Source organism: Streptomyces sp. NPDC006332, assembly GCF_040612855.1.
In the GTDB taxonomy this organism is placed as follows: Bacteria; Actinomycetota; Actinomycetes; order Streptomycetales; family Streptomycetaceae; genus Streptomyces.
Genome location: NZ_JBEXRA010000040.1, coordinates 71,379 through 91,159, shown reverse-complemented (window position 1 = coordinate 91,159; position 19,781 = coordinate 71,379). Strand labels below are relative to the sequence as shown.

20 protein-coding genes are annotated in these 19,781 nt (G+C 71.2%); 5 read left to right on the top strand and 15 right to left on the bottom strand.

The genetic code is table 11. From position 1 onward, the window contains the following. Positions 1–108: 108 nt before the first annotated feature. The 11 genes from ABZ027_RS30130 to ABZ027_RS30080 form a co-directional block, all read right to left on the bottom strand. Positions 109–1,092, bottom strand: coding sequence for a carbohydrate kinase family protein (locus ABZ027_RS30130; RefSeq protein ID WP_356773745.1), 984 nt, complete (start codon positions 1,090–1,092; stop codon positions 109–111). Position 1,093: 1 nt separating this feature from the next. After that, entirely contained in the window at positions 1,094–2,287 is a 1,194-nt protein-coding gene (gene metK / locus ABZ027_RS30125) for a methionine adenosyltransferase (RefSeq protein ID WP_356773744.1), read from the bottom strand. Between the two features lies 1 nt (position 2,288). Then, the gene (locus tag ABZ027_RS30120) at positions 2,289–2,534 is read right to left on the bottom strand and encodes an acyl carrier protein (RefSeq protein ID WP_356773743.1); all 246 of its coding nucleotides are present in this window, start codon (positions 2,532–2,534) and stop codon (positions 2,289–2,291) included. Further along, a complete protein-coding gene (locus ABZ027_RS30115; protein ID WP_356773742.1) occupies positions 2,531–3,034 on the bottom strand; it encodes a 4'-phosphopantetheinyl transferase superfamily protein in 504 nt (167 codons plus the stop codon). Before ABZ027_RS30115 ends, ABZ027_RS30120 begins: the two co-directional genes overlap by 4 nt. 1 nt (position 3,035) lies before the next feature. Beyond that, positions 3,036–3,914: a hypothetical protein gene (locus ABZ027_RS30110; RefSeq protein WP_356773741.1), complete on the bottom strand. Its 879-nt coding sequence runs from the start codon at positions 3,912–3,914 to the stop codon at positions 3,036–3,038. An 18-nt stretch (positions 3,915–3,932) separates the two neighbouring features. Continuing rightward, positions 3,933–4,823 (bottom strand): diiron oxygenase, encoded by an 891-nt coding sequence (locus ABZ027_RS30105; protein ID WP_356773740.1) that lies wholly within the window; start codon positions 4,821–4,823, stop codon positions 3,933–3,935. A gap of 56 nt (positions 4,824–4,879) precedes the next feature. Further along, positions 4,880–5,959 carry a methyltransferase domain-containing protein gene (locus ABZ027_RS30100; protein WP_356773739.1) on the bottom strand — a complete coding sequence of 360 codons (1,080 nt, stop codon included), beginning with the start codon at positions 5,957–5,959 and terminating at the stop codon, positions 4,880–4,882. After that, the gene (locus ABZ027_RS30095; RefSeq protein WP_356773738.1) at positions 5,956–6,786 is read right to left on the bottom strand and encodes an SAM-dependent methyltransferase; all 831 of its coding nucleotides are present in this window, start codon (positions 6,784–6,786) and stop codon (positions 5,956–5,958) included. Before ABZ027_RS30095 ends, ABZ027_RS30100 begins: the two co-directional genes overlap by 4 nt. A 66-nt stretch (positions 6,787–6,852) precedes the next feature. Next, positions 6,853–7,365, bottom strand: a complete 513-nt coding sequence (locus ABZ027_RS30090; protein ID WP_356773737.1) for a MaoC family dehydratase — start codon at positions 7,363–7,365, stop codon at positions 6,853–6,855. Between the two features lie 80 nt (positions 7,366–7,445). Beyond that, complete coding sequence (locus ABZ027_RS30085) at positions 7,446–8,618, bottom strand: aminotransferase class I/II-fold pyridoxal phosphate-dependent enzyme (protein ID WP_356773736.1); 1,173 nt, start codon at positions 8,616–8,618, stop codon at positions 7,446–7,448. 242 nt (positions 8,619–8,860) lie between these two features. Then, entirely contained in the window at positions 8,861–10,303 is a 1,443-nt protein-coding gene (locus tag ABZ027_RS30080) for an MFS transporter (protein WP_356773735.1), read from the bottom strand. A gap of 171 nt (positions 10,304–10,474) precedes the next feature. Between ABZ027_RS30080 and ABZ027_RS30075 the strand changes: the two genes are divergently transcribed. Beyond that, positions 10,475–11,260 (top strand): DUF2071 domain-containing protein, encoded by a 786-nt coding sequence (locus ABZ027_RS30075; protein WP_356773734.1) that lies wholly within the window; start codon positions 10,475–10,477, stop codon positions 11,258–11,260. Next, positions 11,257–11,976, top strand: a complete 720-nt coding sequence (locus tag ABZ027_RS30070; protein ID WP_356773733.1) for a hypothetical protein — start codon at positions 11,257–11,259, stop codon at positions 11,974–11,976. Before ABZ027_RS30075 ends, ABZ027_RS30070 begins: the two co-directional genes overlap by 4 nt. 129 nt (positions 11,977–12,105) lie before the next feature. Here ABZ027_RS30070 and ABZ027_RS30065 read toward each other — a convergent pair whose 3' ends face one another. Further along, on the bottom strand, positions 12,106–13,566 hold the full coding sequence (locus ABZ027_RS30065; RefSeq protein ID WP_356773732.1) for an ornithine decarboxylase: 1,461 nt from the start codon (positions 13,564–13,566) through the stop codon (positions 12,106–12,108). A gap of 279 nt (positions 13,567–13,845) precedes the next feature. On the opposite strand from ABZ027_RS30065, the gene ABZ027_RS30060 reads away from it, so the two are divergent. The 3 genes from ABZ027_RS30060 (at position 13,846) to ABZ027_RS30050 (ending at position 17,051) form a co-directional block, all read left to right on the top strand. Next, complete coding sequence (locus ABZ027_RS30060; protein ID WP_356773731.1) at positions 13,846–15,033, top strand: amidohydrolase; 1,188 nt, start codon at positions 13,846–13,848, stop codon at positions 15,031–15,033. 93 nt (positions 15,034–15,126) lie between these two features. After that, a complete protein-coding gene (locus tag ABZ027_RS30055) occupies positions 15,127–15,291 on the top strand; it encodes a hypothetical protein (protein WP_356773730.1) in 165 nt (54 codons plus the stop codon). A gap of 203 nt (positions 15,292–15,494) precedes the next feature. Then, positions 15,495–17,051 (top strand): serine/threonine-protein kinase, encoded by a 1,557-nt coding sequence (locus ABZ027_RS30050; RefSeq protein WP_356773729.1) that lies wholly within the window; start codon positions 15,495–15,497, stop codon positions 17,049–17,051. Positions 17,052–17,075: 24 nt separating this feature from the next. Here ABZ027_RS30050 and ABZ027_RS30045 read toward each other — a convergent pair whose 3' ends face one another. Genes ABZ027_RS30045 through ABZ027_RS30035 form a run of 3 tightly spaced genes read right to left on the bottom strand, consistent with a single transcriptional unit; the run spans position 17,076 to position 19,700 of the window. Then, positions 17,076–17,606, bottom strand: a complete 531-nt coding sequence (locus ABZ027_RS30045; RefSeq protein WP_356773728.1) for a cupin domain-containing protein — start codon at positions 17,604–17,606, stop codon at positions 17,076–17,078. Positions 17,607–17,655: 49 nt separating this feature from the next. Continuing rightward, positions 17,656–18,702: an aminoglycoside phosphotransferase family protein gene (locus tag ABZ027_RS30040; RefSeq protein ID WP_356773727.1), complete on the bottom strand. Its 1,047-nt coding sequence runs from the start codon at positions 18,700–18,702 to the stop codon at positions 17,656–17,658. Then, the gene (locus ABZ027_RS30035; protein ID WP_356773726.1) at positions 18,699–19,700 is read right to left on the bottom strand and encodes a C-terminal binding protein; all 1,002 of its coding nucleotides are present in this window, start codon (positions 19,698–19,700) and stop codon (positions 18,699–18,701) included. Before ABZ027_RS30035 ends, ABZ027_RS30040 begins: the two co-directional genes overlap by 4 nt. Positions 19,701–19,781: the final 81 nt, after the last annotated feature.

Sequence of the window (19,781 nt, the reverse complement as noted above, 5' to 3'; positions counted from 1 at the left end):
CGAGAGTGGGGGAGGAGCTACTAGGGGCTTTCGGCAACGCGGCGAGCGTGCGTGCCAGACGCCGCGAGCCGGGCTGCACTTTTGTTCGGAGCTCTAAGTGCCCCTGCCTCACCGCAACTCCCGCAGGTGTGCGAGGAGATGCGCGGCACATCCGACCCCGTACGTCGTCCTCAGACGCGCCATCAGCGGCTCCCGGTGCAGGCGGTACTCCTGCGTTCCCACGTAGTCGAGCACGGTGGCCGCCAGGACGCATCCGAGTTGGGCCGCGCACTTCTCGGGTACGCCCCACGCGACACCGGCCAGGAAGCCGGCCCGGAAGGCGTCACCGACGCCCGTGGGGTCCACCACGCCGGGCACCTCGACCGCGGGCACCGTCAGGACGCGACCGCCGTCCCGGTGGATGCGCACCCCCTCCTCGCCCCGGGTGACGACCCAGGAGCCCACCCGGCGCAGGATCTCCGCGTCCGTCAGTCCGGTCCGCTCCCGCAGAAGGGCGGCCTCGTACTCGTTGGTGAACAGCCAGCGCGCCCCGTCGACGAGCTCGAGCACCTGCTTGCCGGTGAGACCGGCCAGCTGCTGGGAGGGATCGGCGGCGAACGGTATGCCGAGCAGACGGCAGGCCCGGGTGTGCCCGACCATCGCCTCGGGGTCGTCGGGCGAGACCATGACCAGGCTGATCCGTCCCACTCGGGCGAGGACCTGGGCGAGGTCGATGGTGCGGGCCTCGGCCATGGCGCCGGCGTAGAACGTCGCGAACTGGTTCTGCATCCGGTCCGTGGTGCAGACGAACCGTGCGGTGTGCAGATCCTCGCGGACGAGCACGGAGTCGGTGTCGACCCCGTGCTCCTTGAGGTGGACCCGGTACGGCTCGAAGTCGCCGCCGACCGCGCCGACCAGCACCGGCCGCAGGCCGAGTTGACCCAGGCCGAAGGAGATGTTCGCTGCCACCCCGCCGCGCCGTACGTCCAGCCGGTCGGCGAGGAACGACAGCGACACGCGGTCCAAGCGGTCGGCCAGCAGATGGTCCGTGAACACCCCGGGGAAGGACATCAGATGGTCGGTCGCGATGGAGCCGGTGACAGCGATCCGCATCTCAGTCCTCCAGCGCGCTGAGCAGTGCCTCGGCGCGATCGGTCCGCTCCCAGGTGAAGTCGGGCAGTTCGCGGCCGAAGTGACCGTAGGCCGCGGTCTGCGCGTAGACCGGCCGCAGGAGGTCCAGGTCCCGCACGATGGCGGCCGGGCGCAGGTCGAAGACGTCGGTGACCGCGCGCTGGATCCGCTCGACGGGGATGGTCTCGGTGCCGAAGGTCTCCACGAACAGGCCCACCGGGGCGGCCTTGCCGATGGCGTACGCGACCTGCACCTCGCAGCGCGCGGCCAGCCCGGCCGCCACCACGTTCTTGGCGACCCAGCGCATCGCGTACGCCGCCGAGCGGTCCACCTTCGACGGGTCCTTGCCGGAGAACGCGCCACCGCCGTGGCGGGCCATGCCTCCGTAGGTGTCGATGATGATCTTGCGTCCGGTGAGGCCGGCGTCGCCCATCGGACCGCCGATCTCGAACCGGCCGGTGGGGTTGACCAGCAGCCGGTACCCGTCGCTCTCCAGGCTGATGCCCTGCTCGGCGAGTGCCTTGAGTTCCGGATCGACCACGGACTCCCGGATGTCCGGCGTCAGGAGACCGTCCAGGCTGATGTCGGCGGCGTGTTGTGAGGAGACGACCACGGTGTCCAGGCGCACGGGCCGGTCCCCGTCGTACTCGATGGTGACCTGCGTCTTGCCGTCGGGGCGCAGATAGGGGCAGGTGCCGTTCTTGCGGACGTCCGTCAGGCGGCGTGCCAGCCGGTGTGCCAGATGGATCGGCAGCGGCATGAGCTCGGGGGTGTCGTCGCAGGCGTACCCGAACATCAGGCCCTGGTCGCCGGCGCCCTGCCGGTCGAGGTCGTCGCCGTCCTTGCCCGCGGTGTCCACGCCCCGTGCGATGTCGGGTGACTGGGCGCCGATCGAGACGGAGACACCGCAGGACGCGCCGTCGAACCCCTTGGCCGAGGAGTCGTATCCGATGCCGAGGACGGTGTCGCGCACCAGTTGGGCGATCGGGGCGTACGCGCGGGTGGTGACCTCGCCGGCCACGTGCACCTGGCCCGTGGTGATCAGGGTTTCCACGGCGACCCGCGAGGCGGGATCCTGCGCCAGCAGGGCGTCCAGGATCGTGTCGCTGATCTGGTCGGCGATCTTGTCGGGGTGTCCCTCGGTGACGGACTCGGAGGTGAAGAGCCGCCGGCCCATGTCACTTCACCTCCGCACAGAAGAAATGGGTGTCGATGGCGTCGAGGGTGCGGATCGCGTCGACCTCGAGGGTCTCCATCTCGATGGTCTGCCCGCTGAGCTGTTCGAGGAGGAAGACGAACTCCACGAAGGAGAGCGAGTCGATCAGCCGGTTCTCGATCAGGTCGAGGTCCCGCGGGATGTCCTCGCGGTCCGGGTGGCGCTTGAGGATCCAGTCCTTGACCTGCTGCAGGGGCGAGTCGGTCATGGCAGTACTCCTTGGTAGTCGAGTGGCTGTGATGGATGTGATGCGGGGGCTTCGGCTGGTGTTTCACGCCCGGGGGCGGGCGGATCGCCGAGGATGGGAGCGGCGACGGCCACCGCGTAGTCCACGTCGTGGCTGATGCTCACGGTGATGTCGGTGATGCCGGATTCGGCGGCCATCCGGGCTGCGCGGCGGCGCAGCTCGACCAGCGGCCAGCCGCCGTCCGACCGGCGCACCACGATGTCCCGCCAGGGCAGGAAACGCCCCTGGACGCGCAGGGTCTTGAAGGCGGCTTCCTTGGCCGCGATCCGCCCGCACAGGCTGAGCAGGTCGAGGCCCTGGGAGGTTGTGCAGTCGGCCAGTTCGCCCGGGTCGAGCATCCGACCGAAGAAATCCTCGCCGTACTCGGTGAGCAGTCGGTGGACGCGTTTGACGGACACGATGTCCATGCCGAGGTTCGCCCACCCCAGGCCGCCGCCCGCGGCGGTGGGACGGGCCGGCACGTCAGACCACCGGCCCGGCCGCGGCCAGTTGTCCCGCAGCGGTGCGCACCGCGTCGTTCGCGGCGGCCCAGCTGCCGTGGCGCCGGGTCAGGGCGGACAGCCAGCGTTCCAGCCCGAAGGCGACGCAGCTGGTGAAGGCGGGGCCGCCGGTGCCGCCCAGGGTGATGGAGCAACGGTCACCGAAGAAGTTGCGGTGCGTGTTGACCGAGGCGATCGCCAGGTCCTCGTAGAGGAACTCGTGCTTGACCGGGGTCAGCCGCTGCAGAACGGCCTTGGAGCCGCCCTTGTCGTAGAAGGGGTCGCTGGCTGCTTCCTTGCGCAGCGGCAGGTCCAGCGCTCGGGCGAACGCGGTGATGCGGTCGGTGAAGGCGCACAGGTGGCTCTCGGCGTGTTCACGGCTGCCGAGCGCCACGATCTCCCGCATCCGGAAGCCCAGTTGCCGGCGCAGGCCCTCGTAGTGGTTCTCCTTGCGGAAGCACCAGCCGACGACCGTGACGAGCGTGTCCTCGGCGATCTCACGCCCCTCGTGGTCGAGGTAGACGGCGTAGCAGGAGGCGGAGGGGAGACCGAACTCGGCGGGCTGGAGGGCCCCGCAGGGGAAACAGCCGGTGTCGGCGCAGAACTCGCCGCGACGGTCGACGTCGATGGGCGTGGCGACCACGGCCTGGTGCGGGAAGTTCTCGTAGTAGTCCAGCCGCTTGAGGTCGGCGGCCGGCAGCAGCGGGGGCATGGTCATGGACTGGGCGCCGGCGGCGGCTCCCCAGCTCTCGAAGGTGTCGTCGAGCAGCCGCAGCAGGGCCGTGCCTTCGGGCCCCAGGGACGGGAGGCCGCGTGATTCCCGTGCGGAACATCGTTCTTGGGCAAGGGTGTCGTGGGACACGAGGTGCCACCTCTCGGTTCAGATGACCGGCAGGGTGTCGTCGGAGAAGATCCCGGTCTTGAGGAAGAAGGCGAGCGGCTTGCGGATGGCCTTGCGTTCGTGCTCGCGGCGGCCCTCGTCGGCGATGAGGGCGTTGCGCAGCGCGAGCGGGTCGGCGATGCCGGCGTCGCGGTAGACGTGCGGGTTGTACAGGGAGTTGACGCTGAAGACGACGTAGCGCTTCAGGTACGCCTCCACCTCGCGGACCCGTTCAGAGCTCACCGCCGCGCACATGCGGGTGAACAGCAGGGAGACCAGTTCCCGTCCGAAGGCGATGTGCCGGGACTCGTCCTGGTGGTGGATGCGGTTGACCTCCCGGATGGTGTCGCACAGCGAGGTGTCCTGCGCCATCCGGGAGTTGTAGTGGTCCACCAGCTCCTCGAAGAACAGGATGCGGGCGAAGACGAGGAAGTTCTCGATCTCCGGCTCCCAGGCGGAGTCGGCCCGCATGGCCGTGGAGGCGTAGATCTTCTGGCCGTAGCGGCGGCAGAACTCGGCGAAGAACCACATGTGTTCGTTCTCTTCGCCGATGAAGTGGTGGAAGAAGTCGGACGGCACCTCGAAGCCGGGCATGTGGATGCGGCCCACGACCTCGATGAGGAGTTCGCGGATGCCGTGCACGTTGAGGCTGTAGAAGTTGATCGACTCCCACTTGGACAGGCTGTGCAGCGTGTCCTCGCTCAGGGCGTCGAAGTGGGAGGTGCCGTAGGGGGTGAGTAACTCGGGACTCATCCACATACGGTTGTCCTCGAGCTTTTCGGGCCAGTCGAACTGCTGGTAGGGGTTGTAGTAGTCCTCGATGGACTTCTGGCTGAGCCGGCCGAGGACTTCCAGGAAACGGTCGGTGACGGGCAGCGTCGTGGCGGCCATGGTTCTCTCCTGTCGGGGACGCGATACGCGGTGCGGGGTTCGCGGTCCGGGGCGGGTCAGGGCCTGACTTCGTAGACGGCGTTGACCGGGGTCTCACTCGCGCGCCGGAAGCGGGTGAAGCCGGCCTCCTCGGCGATGCCGCGGAACGCCTTCTCACCGGAGTGGTTGCCGAGGGCCTTCGGTCCGCGCTGGGCCACGGCGACGGGCAGACACATCACGGCGGACAGCGCCATGAACATGTGGGCGGCCGGGGTGTGGGTGTCGATGTCCGCGGGCGAGACATTGGACTCGACGAGCATCCACGTGCCGTCCGGGTCCAGGGACTTGTGCACGTGCTGGGCGGCGGTGACCGGATCGCCCATGTCGTGCAGGCAGTTGAAGAAGGTCACCAGGTCGTACCCCGAGCCGGGGTAGTCGTCGGCGGACGCGACATCGAAGACGACCCGCTCGGACAGGCCCTCGTCCTCGGCGAGCTGCCGGGCAATGCTGATGGCGTCCTCGGAGTAGTCGAAGCCGTACACCCTGGCGTTGGGGTAGGCCTGGGCGATGAGCCGGGTGGTGTCACCGACGCCGCACCCGACGTCGGCGACGCTTCCGCCGTGCGCCAGCTTCTCGGTGACGCCGTGCAGGGAGGGGAGCCAGTCGGGCAGGAGCCGGTGCTGGTAGGTGGGCCGGAAGAAGCTGCCCATGCCGGTGTCGAGGGCCGGGTCGTGCTCGGCCCATCCGACGCCGTCACCGGTGCGGTAGGCCTCGGTGAGCAGGTCCTCGGTGGCGTAGAGCGCCTTGAGCGCGGTGAAGAATCCGGCGGCGAAGGTCGGCGCGCTCGGGTTGGCGAGCACCGGGACGTGGGCGTCGGGCAACGTGTACTTGTTCGACGAGGGGTGGCGCTCGACGTATCCGGCGCTGAGCTGGGCGTGCAGCCACTCCTCCGCGTAGCGGACGGTGACGCCGGTGCGCCGGGCGAGTTCGGCGGGGGTCTGCGGCCCGTGCACGGCCAGCGCCCGGTACAGCCCCAGCCGCTCGCCGAGGGAGACGGTCAGGCCGCGGACCGCGGCCGCCGCGTCACCGATGACGCGCTGGTGGAAGTCGGTGACCGGGTCGCCGGTCGCCTCGGTGCCGATGGTCTCGTCGGTCATGCCGACACCTCGTCTCGAACCGCGGTGAACAGGAAGGACCGCGGCACACCGGGAACCTCCCGCGGCGCCACGGGGTAGGGCCAGCGGCCGAAGTCGGCACCCTCCTCGCCGGGCTGGCGGACCTCGCACACGGTCCATCCGCACGAGGTCAGCAGCAGCTCGGGTTCCTCGGTGCCGAAGAGCCAGGGGTTGCCGTCCTCGGCGAGGGCCCGCATGAACGACCGGGAGAGCGGGTTCTTCAGGGCCGCCTCGCTGATCACGTCTCCGAGGAGGACCGAGCCCGGCGCGCTGTGCTGCCAGAGGGTGGTGATCAGGGCGCGTACGGCGTCCTCGGGGAGGAAGAACAGCAGCCCCTCCACGATCCACAGGGTGGGCTGCTCGGAGCGCCAGCCCGCCTCCTTGAGCTGCCCGGTCCAGTCCTGGGTCAGGTCGACCGCGACGGTACGGCGCTCACGCCCCGCGGGCGCCGGCTCGTCGGCGAGCAGCTCGGCCTTGGCGTCCAGCAGGCCGGGCCGGTCCAGTTCGTAGACGGTGACGCCGTCGGGCCAGTCGAGGCGGTAGTAACGGGTGTCCATGCCGGCCGCGAGGAACACGACCTGACGCAACCCCCGCTCCTGGACGGCGCGCCCGATGGCCCGGTCCAGGTAGGTGGTGCGGATGGCGAGGAACGGCACGGTGCCTGCGCCCGCGTACCGTTCGAGCAGGTCGAAGCCGGTGTTGCCGGCGACGGTGCGTGCGTGGGGGTCGGCGAACAGCCGGTCCTCACGTTCGGTTTCCAGTGCCCGCGCGGCGGCGGTCCACTGGGCGGTGCGGGATACGGCCTCCACAGGAGGTCCCCCTTCGGGAAGCGCTTCGGACGTCGGAGTGCTGTGCGTGGGGTGGGGCGGCCGTGCTCAGCGCGTTCGGGCACAGGCGACCGGGTCCTCCGCCGCGGGCATCGACACGGGGGACGCGGCGGAGGCGGCGGTGGGACGCCGCCGGAAGATGCTGTGCAGGATCATGCTGAACACGACCGTCCCGTCCGGGGCCACCAGCTGGCAGCGGGGCTGGACGATGCCGGTGGTGGGGTTCATGAGCGAGGGGCGCGAACCGAGGATCTCGACCCGGGCGGTGAGGGTGTCCCCCGGGCGCACCGGCCGGTGGTAGCGGACCTCGTCGATGCCGGGTGAGCCGACGCAGTCGCTGTAGGCGAGGAGGCCGTCCACGTACCGCCGCATGAACAGGGCCGAGGTGTGGAAGCCGCTGGCGATCAGACCGCCGAAGGGCGACCGCTTCGCACGCTCGGCGTCGGTGTGGAAGCTCTGCGGGTCGTAACGCCTCCCGAACTCCAGCACCTCCTCTTCGGTCACGGTGACGGTGCCCAGTTCATGCACGTCACCGACACGGAAGTCCTCGAAGTAGCGCACGACGCCCCCCAGTTGGGCCGGAGAAGTTTCTCGGGTCTCCCCCAATCTACGAATCGACCATTTATTTTGTCAATCCAAATCTAGTGCTTCGTGAGTGCCTGTTCGATGTCGCTCCACAGGTCCTCCGGGTGCTCGATGCCCACGGACATCCGCACGGTCCCCGGACGTATGCCGGCGGCGGCCAGCGCCGCTTCGTCCAGCTCCCGGTGCGAGGTCGACGCCGGATGTGCCACCAGGGTCTCCACTCCGCCCAGGGAGAGGGCCAGTTGCGCGAGCCGCACCCGCTCGATGAACGCGCGCCCCGCTTCCCGGCCGCCCGCGAGCTCGAAGGAGACCATGCCTCCGCCACCGCTGAGCACGGTGCGCGCCAGGCCGTACGTCGGGTGGTCCGGCAGCCACGGCCAGTGCACCGCCGTCACCCGCGGGTGCCGGGCGAGGCGGCCGGCCAGCAGTTCGGCGCCCGCACAGTGCTGGCGCATCCTGAGCGGCAGCGTCTGGACTCCCCGGAGGGTCAACCAGGCGGCGAAGGGGTCGGCACAGGACCCGAGTTCCACGGCGCGCGGCCACACCCGGTCACGCACGCCCTCGTCGGCGAAGACGGCCACTCCGCCCAGGACGTCGGAGTGACCCGAGAGGTACTTGGTGGTCGAGTGCACCACCACGTCGGCCCCGTGTTCGATGGGGCGGCACAGCACGGGCGACGCCAGCGAGTTGTCCACCACGCTCACCACCCCGTGCCGCCGTGCGACCGCCGCGAACCCCGCGAGGTCGGGCACCCGGCCGGTGGGATTCGCGATCGTCTCGAGGTGCAGCAGGCATGTCGTCGGCCGGACGAGCCGTTCGAACTCGGAGGCGTCGTCACCCGTCACGTACTCGACCACGACGCCGAGCCGGTCGGCCAGGTCACAGAGCAGGGAGTAGGTGCCGCCGTACAGACAGCGTTGCGCGACCACGTGGTCCCCCGGTTTCAGCAGGGCGAGGAGGACGGCGCTGATGGCTCCCATGCCCGAGGCGAACGCCATGGCGGCGGCGCCCCCTTCGAGGCCAGCGAGCGTCCGCTCCAGTGCCCGTACGGTCGGGTTGCCGCGGCGCGAGTACACGTACGGACCATCGGGGCCGGACATGGCCTGGGTGAGCGCGTCCGCGGAGTCGAAGGCGAAGGCCGAGGACTGGACGATGGGCACGCTGAGCGGTCGGCCACCCTCCGGTCCGGGCTCGCTGTGCGCGTGCACGGCTCTGGTCTGGATATCCACGGTGACGCTCCTGACGACTGGGGCGCTCGAGCGAGGCCCTCGACCGGGCCCTTCGACATGGGGCGCTCCTCCGCACGGCCCCTTCGTTCGGCCTCGCTCTCGCGCAGGTGAAAGGGCCGCCCCGATGCTGGTTTCCCGGCACTGAACGGCCCTGATGAGGTTCTGGTGTTGCGGTCGCTGTTGCTCTTGCTGTTGCTCTTGCTCTTGCTCTTGCTGTTGCTGTTGCTGTTGCTCTTGCTGGGCTAGGCGGTGGCCCGCTCTCCGTGAGCGGCTTGGGACGGATCGGCCTGAGGTGCCGGCGCGGGCTGGTCACCACGCATCAGGAGCAGCGTCAGCAGGCCGCCCGCGGCGGCGATCACCGCGGCCCAGATGAAGGCCGCACTGAAGCCGTCGGTCAGCGCGGGCAGATTGCCCAACTGGCCGGCGCCCTGCGAGGTGGCCACCGCGGTCAGCGCGGCGAGACCCAGCGCCGCCCCCACCTGATAGGTGGTGTTGACGATGCCCGACGCCAGACCCGCCTGCTCCTGCGGGGCTCCCGACATCGCCGCCATCATCGCCGGGATGTACGCCAGCGACATGCCGAGCGCGGCGACCAGCGAGGCGGGCAGGACGTCGACCGCGAACGTTCCGGTGGGCTCGACCGCCGACAGCCAGAGCAGACCGGCCGCGAGGACCAGCAGACCGCCACCGATCAGCGGCTTGGCGCCGAACTTGGCCAGCAGCTTCGCGGTGATGGCCGTCATGAAGATCATCAGGAGGACGGTCATCGGCAGCAGGGCGGCGCCGGAGGCGAAGGCTCCGTAACCGAGGACCTGCTGGAGGTACAGGTTGAGGAAGTACCACATCGGGATCCACGCGGCGCCCAGCAGCGTCATCGCCAGGTTGGCCGAGCCGAGCCGCGGGACACGCCAGATGCCGAGCGGCATGAGGGGCTCGCGCAGCGTCTTCTGGATCACGAAGAAGAGCAGCAACAGCGCCGCGGAACCCGCCAGTTGGAGCACGGTGCCCGTGGAGGACCAGCCGACCTCCGGTGCCCGGACTACCGCGAAGACGGCGAGCGCGAGACCCGCGGTGACCGCGATCGCTCCCAGCACGTCCACTCCACCACGCCGGCCACCGACGGCCGGCAGCAGCTTGGTGGCGGCGAGGGTCGCGACACCGATCGGGATGTAGATGATGAAGACCCACGGCCAGCTGAGCCACTCGGTGAAGACCCCACCGAGGAAGACGCCGGCGGTACCTCCCGCGGGTGCCGCCGCACCGTAGAGGGCCATGGCCTTGCCGAGCTCCTTCGGGTCGTGCGCGAAGAGCATCATCAGCAGCGTCATGGCCGAGGGCGCGATGAGCGCCCCGCCGACACCCTGGACGGCACGGCCGACGACCTCCACCCAGGCGGTCTGGGCGGCGGCCGCGAGGACCGATCCCGCGATGAGGATCACCCAGCCGGTGGTGAACACCTTGCGTGCGCCGAGCAGATCGGACAGGCGACCGCCCAGCAGCAGTAATCCGCCGAAGGCGATGACGTAGGCGTTGAACACCCACTGCAGCTCGCCCTGTGAGAAGCCGAGGTCCTGCTGCATCTCCGGGAGCGCCACCCCGATGATCGATGTGTCCATGATCACCATGAACTGGGCGGCAGCGAGCACGACCAGTGCCCACCACCGCCGAGGATTGATGGCCGACATGGCTCCACCCCTTCTCGTCACATACCCCCTCGGGGTACCTTGGAGGGAGAACATAGCATACCCCTAGGGGGTATGTGGAGAGGGTATGTGGAGACCCGAAATCGGCACCGTCCGGGCCCCGCTGCCCACCCCACCGCGTTTCTGCGATCCGCGAAGGGGGACCCGGCGCCTGTGGTGGCGTACGGAGCGGAGCAGCGGGTGCGGGTGCCGGCCTTGCGGGCCGGATGGCTGACGCAGACGTTCGTGCACTGGGCCTACCCGCCGGAGACGGTGCGGGCTCTGCTGCCCGCGGGACTGGTCGTGGACGAGTACGAGGGCGCCGCCTGGGTGGGTCTGACGCCCTTGGTCATGGCGGACGTGCGGCCCGGCGTCGTACCCGCCCGGATGCCCGGGGTCCCGACCTTCGCGGAGACCAACCTGCGGACCTACGTCCGACGCCCCGACGGGCGCGACGGGCTGTGGTTCCTTTCCCTCGAGGTCGCCTGCCCCTTGATGCTGGCGGCTCGTGCCATCGGCGCGCCGTACAACCCCGGCACCCTCAGCGTCACGAAGCGTGGGGGCACCGTCTCCTACGCCGGTTCGCGGTGGGCCGGTGGACCCACCTATCGCCTGACCGTCCGCCCCGGTGACCCGATCGAGCCGACGGAGCGGGACGTGTGGCTGACCTCGCGCTGGCGGGCGTACACACGCGGTCTCGGCATGCTCTGGGAGACGCCCGTCGAGCACGAGCCGTGGCCGCTGGCCGACGCCACCGTCGACGTGCTGGAGGAGACCTTGACCGTCGCGGCCGGTCTGCCCGCCCCGCTGGGCGAGCCGGTGGTGCACTTCTCGCCGGGTGTCCGGCACGTCCGCATGGGGCCCTCCCTGCCGTGCGGCCCAGGAGCGCGCCAGGGCTCATCGGGCCAGGACTCATCGGGCCCGAGGCGCCCCGGCTCCTCCGGCCCGGGCTCGACATGACCAGCACCCCTCGCCCGTCGGGGACTCCCCCGCGCTCGCGGCTGTGCTTCGACGGCTGGATCGCGGGCCTGGGTACGTCCTCCGGGACGCGTGTCGTGCTGGGACACTGGCCGCGGTCGCCCTTCGGGTCGTTCAGCGACGTGATGCTGGAGCGGGCCGACGGCGAACGGCTGCTGCTGGCGCCCACGCGTGGGACGGCGGACTTCGTCAGCGGGACCTACGCCTTCGACACCGTGCGGGTCGTCCCGGTCGACGTGAGCGTCGACGGCGACACCTGGACCGTCGGCACGGACTCACTCGCCCTGCGGTTCACCACCGGTCGGCGAGGACTCCTCGGGCTGACGCTGTGTGCCGTGCCCGGCGCACTCGCCCGCCGTCCGGCGTGGAGCGCGCTGACGGACCTTCCCGCCCGTGCCCTGCTCCCCGGTGTGCGCACGCGGGGCAGTGCCGGCGGGGGCCGCAGGGAGTGGTACGGGGCCCGTGACCTGCGGCCGATCCGCGCGGTGTCGGCGTTCTTCGAGGGGTCCGATCTCGGTGCGCTGACACCGGTCGACCCGCCCGTGCGGTTCGGGTTCGGTTCGGCGCCACGGCATCCCGCCCTCACCCGGGTCACGACGACGGTGGAACTCGCACGGGGTGAGAACACCTGGTCAGGGGCGCTCGACTCGCGGTCGAAAGGGGTCGGCGGCGGCGACGGCGCGGGCGGCACCCGCTGACACCCGGGCCGACCGCGGGCGCACCCTGGCCGTGCGCGCAGGGACCGTCCCAGGTGCTGAGCGGGACTCCCAGGTGCTGAGCGGGACTCAGCGATACCCAGCGGCACTCGGCGCGATCCCCCGCGGCACTCAGCGCCGCACCACCCGCAGCGACCGCACCGTCGGGTCGGCCGCGTCCGGGATCAGGACACCGTGGTCGACGCCGCTGCGCAGGTAGTCCAGGACCTCGTCGGTGATCACCTCTCCAGGGGCGATCACCGGTACCCCCGGAGGGTACGGGCTGACCATTTCCGCGGCGATCCGTCCCGCCGCACGCTCGGTGGGCACGTGGTCGACCTCGGCGAAGAAGGCCTCGCGCGGCAGCATCGCCTGTTCCAGCTCCAGGACGGAGGGCGCGGGCAGGTGCACCGGCGGTTGCCGTTCGATGGAGTCGGCGCCGTCGACCAGGGCGCGCAGGGCGTCCAGCAGGATCTTCTCGGTCTCGTCGTTGTCCGCGTAGGTGATCGAGGCGCTGATGCGGCAGGTGTCGGAGCCGCCGACGTCCACGTGCCGGTTGGCTCGCAGCCACTCGGCCGCCTGCATGCCGGTGATGCCGAGCCGGCGGACGTCGATCACGATCTTCAGGGGGTCGAAGGACGCGGCGAGCCCCTCGTCGACGACCTCCTGGCCCATCGGCCGCAGGCCGGACAGCTCGTCGACCGTCGTGCGGATCCGTTCCGCGCGGTGCAGGGCGGCGTCCAGAAGGTCGTGGCCCTGCTCGACCATCTGACGGCGCCAGCCGTCGAGGGTCGCGTACACGAGGGATGAGGCGCTGGTGGTCCCGAGCAGGTCCTCCCGCTGCTTGAGGACCTCCGGTGCCACCCGGTCGTACTGGAGGTGGAAGACGGAACTCTGCTCGATGGCACCGCCCATCTTGTGGACGCTGGTGACCACCAGGTCTGCCTCGGCGTCCATGCCCCAGGCGGGCAGGTCAGGGTGGAAGGGCAGCGCCGCGCCCCACGCCTCGTCGACGATGAGGGGGACGTCGAACTCGTGGCACACCCGGGCCACGCCCTGGATGTCGGCACAGGTGCCCCAGTCGGTGGGCGTGATCAGCAGCATGCCCTTCGCGTCCGGGTGCTCCTGGAGGCAGCGGCGCACATCGTCGGGCTCCGGGGGGTGGGCGAGATGGCGCTCGGTGTCGAACCGGGGGTGGACCCAGATCGGCTCCACGCCGTTGACGATGACGGCCGCGATCACCGTTTTGTGCGCGTTGCGGGACAGCAGCAGCTTCTCGCCGGGGCCGGCCACCGCCAGCATGGCCGTCTTCACCGACAGGGAACTGCCGCAGGTCGAGAAGAACGCCTGCTCGGCGCCGACCGCGTCCGCCATCAGCTCCTGGGCCTGGCTGAGCACGCCCTGGGACTGGCGGCGGTCGTCCAGCCCGTTGAGGGAGAGGACGTCCGAGCGGAACACGTCCAGCCCGACGATCTCCGCCACCCGCGGGTCCACACCGCGGCCCTGCTTGTGTCCTGGCGGACCGTAGGCGATGTCTCCACGGCGCCGGAACTCCTGCAACGCCTCCAGAACGGGCACCCGCGAGTGATCCATGGTTTCTCCCCAGTAGCCCCCGGGAACGTCGGCGCACACCTTGCACGAACACGGACCGAGTGCACCGTGAGCGGCCGTCGAAACGCGGCGCGCGAGTACGGTGCCCGCCGTGCGCGGTGGCGCGCCGCCGCCCGTACGTGCCGGCCGCCGGCTCCGCGAGCCGCCGAGCCCGCGTGCCACGGCTGGGGATGGCGGCCCCGCGCGGGCCGGTTCGGAGTCGCGTTCGGGTGGAACCCGAATCCGGCATGGAAGCCGTCCGGCGACCCGTAGGAGTCCCAGGTGTCCAGCCTGCCGTACCGCCGTGTCCGTGACGAGGTCGCCCGGCACGCCGAAAGACTGTGGGCCGTGGCGTGCGCGCTGCACGCGGACCCCGAGACCGGCTTCGCCGAGCACCGGGCGGCGACCCTGCTCACCGGCGAACTGGAACGCGCGGGCTTCGAGGTGCGCAGGAACGTGGCGCACCTGCCGACGGCGTTCACGGCGGCCTCGGGCCGGGGGCGGCCCACCGTGGCGCTCCTCATGGAGTACGACGCTCTGCCCGGACTCGGGCATGCCTGCGGGCACAACCTGATCGCGGCCGCCGGACTCGGTGCCGCGCTGGTCGTGGACGCCGTGCGGGACGACACCGAGGGTTCGGTGCTGGCGGTGGGCACACCGGCCGAGGAGGGCGGAGGCGGGAAGGTCCTTGAGGTGCGGGCCGGGGTCTTCGACGACGTCGACGCCGCCCTGATGTTCCATCCCGGGGTGTACGACTGGGTGCGGGCGCCGCTGACCGCGCAGGAGCAGTACCGGGTCGCCTTCGGGGGCCGGGCCGCCCACCCCACCGGCAACCCGGACGAGGGCATCGACGCCCTCGCTGCGTTGATCGAGCTGTTCAACGTCCTGTCGGCGCTCGGTCGGCGGCTGCCGCGCGGATCCCACATCCAGGGGATCATCACGTACGGCGGCACCGCGACCAACATCGTCCCCGACCACGCCGAGGGGCGCTTCGGACTGCGGGCCCCGACCACCGCCGCCCTGGACGCGCTGGCGGAGCAACTGCACACCTCGGCGCAGGACGTCGCCCGGGTGACCGGCACGACCGTCGAGGTGGAACGGGCGAGCGTCCGCTACGAGCACTTCCGGGACAGTCAGGTCCTGTCCGAGCAGTTCGCCGGCCACCTGGCCCGGGCCGGGATCACCCTCACACCGCCCGAACCAGGCGTCTACCTGGGGTCCTCGGACATCGGCGACGTCAGCGGCCGGGTGCCCGCCATCCACCCCTTCGTCGCGATCATGGACTCCGACGGCAGCGACCACACCCCGGAGTTCGCCGCTGCCGCCGCCTCCGCACGCGGCCGTCACGTCCTGATGGCGGTGGTGGAGGCGCTGGCCTGCACGGCCCTTGACGTGCTGCGGGACGCGGACCTGCGCGCCCGCGCCTGGGATGGGCACGACGGCGGGGCCGGGGCGGGGGCGGGGTCCTGACGGCCGCACTCACCTCGCGGCGGACGACATCGGGCGGTTCAGGCCTCCAGGGCACCGGGCTCCAGGCTCCGACAAGGTCAGAGCGACCAGATCGTGGACAGCGACTGCGGGCGCGCGTACGCGCAGGCGATCCCCGACGCGGAGTTCCGTCTGCTGGAGGGCACCGGCCACATGCCCCAGGCCGAGACGCCCGAGCAACTCCTCCCCGTGCTCTGGGACTTCACCGACGCTCACGCCGGCGTCCGACCGCGGCACTGACTCCAGGACGAGGGGTGCCCACGCGTCTCCCCGTTCCGCCCCGGTCAAAGCCCGCTTTCCACACCGCAGTTGACGGCGTGTGACCAGGGCGCGCTCCGCTATGCTCAGCCCCGTTCGAACGAAGAAACGACCACTTGAACGACGGTCGAACGACGGCCCCGAGCGAGCGATGACCGGCGGACCCCGTCCTCCGGGAAGGAAACGTGAGAGAGCACGTGATATCGGAACACGGCGACGACCAGGCCGCGACGCGTTCGGAACGCCGCTCGGAGCGACTGGTCGCCGGTAGGTATCTGCTCCGCGACGTTCTCGGCAGAGGCGGCATGGGCACGGTCTGGCGCGCCCACGACCAGTTGCTGGACCGCCCGGTCGCCGCCAAGGAACTGCACATCCTCACCCACGGCGACGACGAGCACCGCATCAGGATGCGCCGCGCCGTCCGGGAGGCGCGCGCGGTCGCCCGGGTGCCGCACCCGCATGTGGTCGGCGTCCACGACCTGGTCGAGTCGGAGGACCGGCTGTGGATCGTCATGGAACTCATCGAGGGCCCCTCGCTGGCCCACCGTGTCGCCGAGACCGGACCCCTCACCCCGCAGCACACGGCCGCCCTCGGTCTGCACATGCTCGACGCGCTGGAGGCCGTGCACGCGGCCGGCACGCTGCACCGTGACGTCAAACCCGCCAACGTGCTGCTGCGCCACGGCGGCGACGCCGTCCTCACCGACTTCGGCATCGCAGCCCTGGACGACGGTGAGTTCCTCACCAGCACCGGCGAACTGGTCGGCTCCCTGGAGTTCATGGCACCCGAGCGGGTGACGGGATCGGCGACCGGCCCGGCCTCCGACCTGTGGTCACTGGGCGCGACCCTCGCCACGGTCTGTGGCGGACAGTCCCCCTTCCGCAAGTCAGGAGCGCCCGCGACGCTGCACGCGGTGGCGTACGAGGAACCCGTGCTGTCGGAGCGGCTCGGTCCGCTGCGGCCGGTCGTCGAGGCGCTTCTGCGCAAGTCCCCGGGCGAGCGCCCTTCGGCGGCCGGTGCGCGTTCCGCGCTGCGGCGCGTCGCCGCGGGCGAGGTGGACGCCGGGCCGCTGCCGTCGGCGACCGCCTTTACGTTCTCGCCCTCGACCCCGTTGGCCGACGCGGACACCGTGACCAGCGGCCGGGAGCGGCTCGTCCCGGCCGGGCAGACCGCGCGGCACACCCCGTCGCCCCACTCCGCGGGGCATCAGTCCTCCCGCTCGTCGGGGCCGAAGCGGCTGTGGTGGGCTCTGGCCGGTACGGCGGTGCTGGCAGCGGGTGTCGGCGGTGGTCTGTTCCTCACCGGGGCGCCGCCGTTCGACGAGGCCCCGAAGACGACGACCGTCAGCCAGGTCGTCCAGTCGGCGACCGGCTGGCAGCCGGTGGCCTCAGCCGCCGTCCGGCGAGGCGACCAGGTGACCGTGCGGTTCGTCTCGGGAGAGTGGACGGCCGACCACCGCAACATGCCCATGACCGGGCCGGCCGGCTACGGCAGGGACACCGACGCGAAGCTGGCGGGAGCCAAGGACTGCAAGGTCAAGCCCGCGGCACCGTTCGGCACCCTGTTGGCCGTCCTCGCGGGCGAGAAGGACTTCCCTGTCCACACCGTCGGACAGAAGCTGACCTTCCTGGCCACCGGGAGCGGCACCCTGCAGCTGGGCATGAACGACACCGCGGGCTTCTGCTCCGAGGACAACCGGGGTGCGCTGACCGTGACGGTGAGCATCACGCACCGCGGTTGAGGCGGGTGTGAGGCGGCCCCCGGGTCAGCCGTCGCGTTCGGCGCCGACGAGGACGAAGGCCATCGTGACGGGTCGGTCGCTGCGGTTGCGCCAGCCGTGGCGGGTGCCGTTCTGGATCACGATGTCCCCCGCCGAGAGCCGCGTGTGGTGGCCGTCGTCGAGTTCGAGGACGATCTCGCCGTCCAGCACGATGCCGTAGTCCACGGTCGGCGTGGTGTGCATGCCGTCGGGCTCCATGAGGTCCGCGATGCCGGGCGAGTCGGCCCGCTGCTCCTCGTCGAAGGCCACAGGGTCGAACGCCGGGTCGGCCATCGCGGTGTCCGGTGGGAAGGTGAGCACCATGAACCGGGTGCCGCCGGGCGCCGGGAGCAGGCTGGTGACCTTCGGCGTGGGGTCCTCCCCGGTGCGGCCGGCCGGCTCGCCGGGTTCGGTGGCCCACGGCAGGCGGGACACCCAGCCCGGCAGGCTGGTGAACTCCCGGCTGCGCGGGACGGGGCCGTCGCTGACGACGATCGACCGTCCGTTCTCGTCATGGCCGGTGACGACTCTGCGCATGCGTCTCTCCTCACTCGATTCAGCCGGGTCGATCGGGTCAGCCGGTTCGTCAGCGCCGGTCGCCCGGCCCGGTCGCGCGCCCGAGCTCGTTCGCCCAGGTGTCCACGACGTCCGCCACGGCAGGGACGGGTGCCCTGAGCAGGGCCGATGCCACCGTGCGTACGAACCGCACATGCCCCTCATCCGTGAGGTACTCCACGGGAGACTTGCCGTCCACCCGCGCCAGCAGCAGCGTCGGCAGCAGTGACGCGGCCCGCGCCTCAAGGGACGACCGGGGCTCCCAGTCGACGCACCGGACGTACTGCTCGGTCAGCGCCCGTGCGGACCGCAGGAGATCCGCGCGGCTCCCGGGCACCACCAGGCACTTGAGCAGCAGATGGTTGACGCAGAACGCGAGGTCGAAGGCCGGGTCGCCGTACCAGGCGCACTCGGCGTCCAGCAGCACGGGCCCGGAGGGTCCGACGAGGATGTTCTTGGGACTGACGTCACCGTGCACCAGAACCAGGTGCGTGGCGGCCGTGCGGTCGGCGAGTTTCTGGAGGACGTCGCGCAGGCCGGGGTGTGCGGCGGCGGTGGCCAGCAGGTACGGCTCGACGCGCAGCGCGTGGAAGTTGTCGTCGGTGGCGAACTCGGCGGCGAGTGCCCCGTCGCCGGCGCTCGCCGCGTGCAGGGTGCCGAGCAGCTCTCCGACGGCCGCGGCGGTCGCCGGGTCCGCCTGGCCGTCGAGCAACCGCGCCTTCCACACCGGGTACCGCTCGGGTGGCAGGAACGTCATCGCGAAGAGGCCGGCCTCGGGGTCGTGGGCCAGCGGCTGGGGCACGCTGTCCGGGCGGTGCCGGGACGCGAACCGCATCCATGCCCATTCGTGGGCGTTGCGTGACACCGGTGCCTGCCAGTCGGCGGCGACCTTGAGCTTGGCCAGGGCGCGTTTGACGCAGAGGGAGCGTCCCGGCAGGTCCACCCTCCACAGGTCGGACGAGACGCCACCGGTCAGCGGAGTCCAGCGTGCGGCTTCCTCGGGCCCGGCGAGCTTGTGCGCGGTCAGGAAGTCGCTCAGCGCGGATTCCGGGGTCACTTGCGCGGAGGTCCGGCTCATCGCGGGTCCCCGGACCCCGCGGGCAGACGGGGGGTGTTGCAGGGATGGGCGGGTACGTCGTCCGCCAGGATCCGTACGACCTCCTCGGCGGCGCGGCGGCGAAGTTCGGTGACCGAGGCGTCGGAGGAGAAGGCGATGTGCGGAGTGAGAAGCGCGCCCTGCTGTTGCGACAGCGCGGCGGGGACGTCCGGTTCACTCTCCAGGACATCGAGGGCGGCTCCGGCCAGGTGCCCGCCGTCCAGCGCCTTGACGACCGCGTCGGTGTCCACCAGGCCGCCCCTGCTGACGTTGACCAGCAGGCCGCCCGGAGGCATCAGCGCCAGCTGCTCGGCGCCGATGAGGTGGTGCGTGCCCGGTGTGAGCGGCACATGGAGGATCACCACGTCGCTGCGGCGCAGCAGCTCCTCCAGGCCCACCATCTCCACCCCGGGGGCGTCCTTAGGCGGGTACGGGTCGTGGGCCAGGATCCGGCAGCCGAACGCGCCGAGCTTGCGCACGGTGGCGCGTCCGATGCGCCCGTGTCCGACGACGCCGCAGGTCAGCGTCGACAGCCTGCGCAGCCGGGCACCGGCGGGGTTCCACCGTCCGGCGCGGACCTCCCGGTCGGACACGGCCAGGCCCCGGGTCCAGGCCAGCACCATGCCCACGGCGTGGTCGGAGACTTCCTCGACGCAGTAGTCCGGCACGTTGGTGACCCACACGCCGCGCTCGGTGGCGGCGTCGACGGCGATGTTGTCGAGCCCCACCCCGAGCCTGGCGACGATCCGCAGATCCGGTGAGGTGCTGATCGCGGCGGCGGAGACGGGGGCCCAGCACGTCAGGATCCCGGCGGGCCGGTGCTCGGCCACCAGTTCCTCGATCGCCTCCGCGGGGGCCGGGTCGGCGGGTCCGGTCACCAGGGTGTGGCCCGCCTCCTCGATGACCGATCGTTCGACGGAGTCGTCGGGCCAGGCGTGGTCGGTGAGCAGCACGGTGCCGGGGCGGCTCGGTGGTTTCATGGCAGGTCGTCCTCGCAGAGTCGTGCGGCCGCAGCGGACGGTCGGGCGGCACGCCCGGTCGCATCCGGTTGAGCGGGTCTG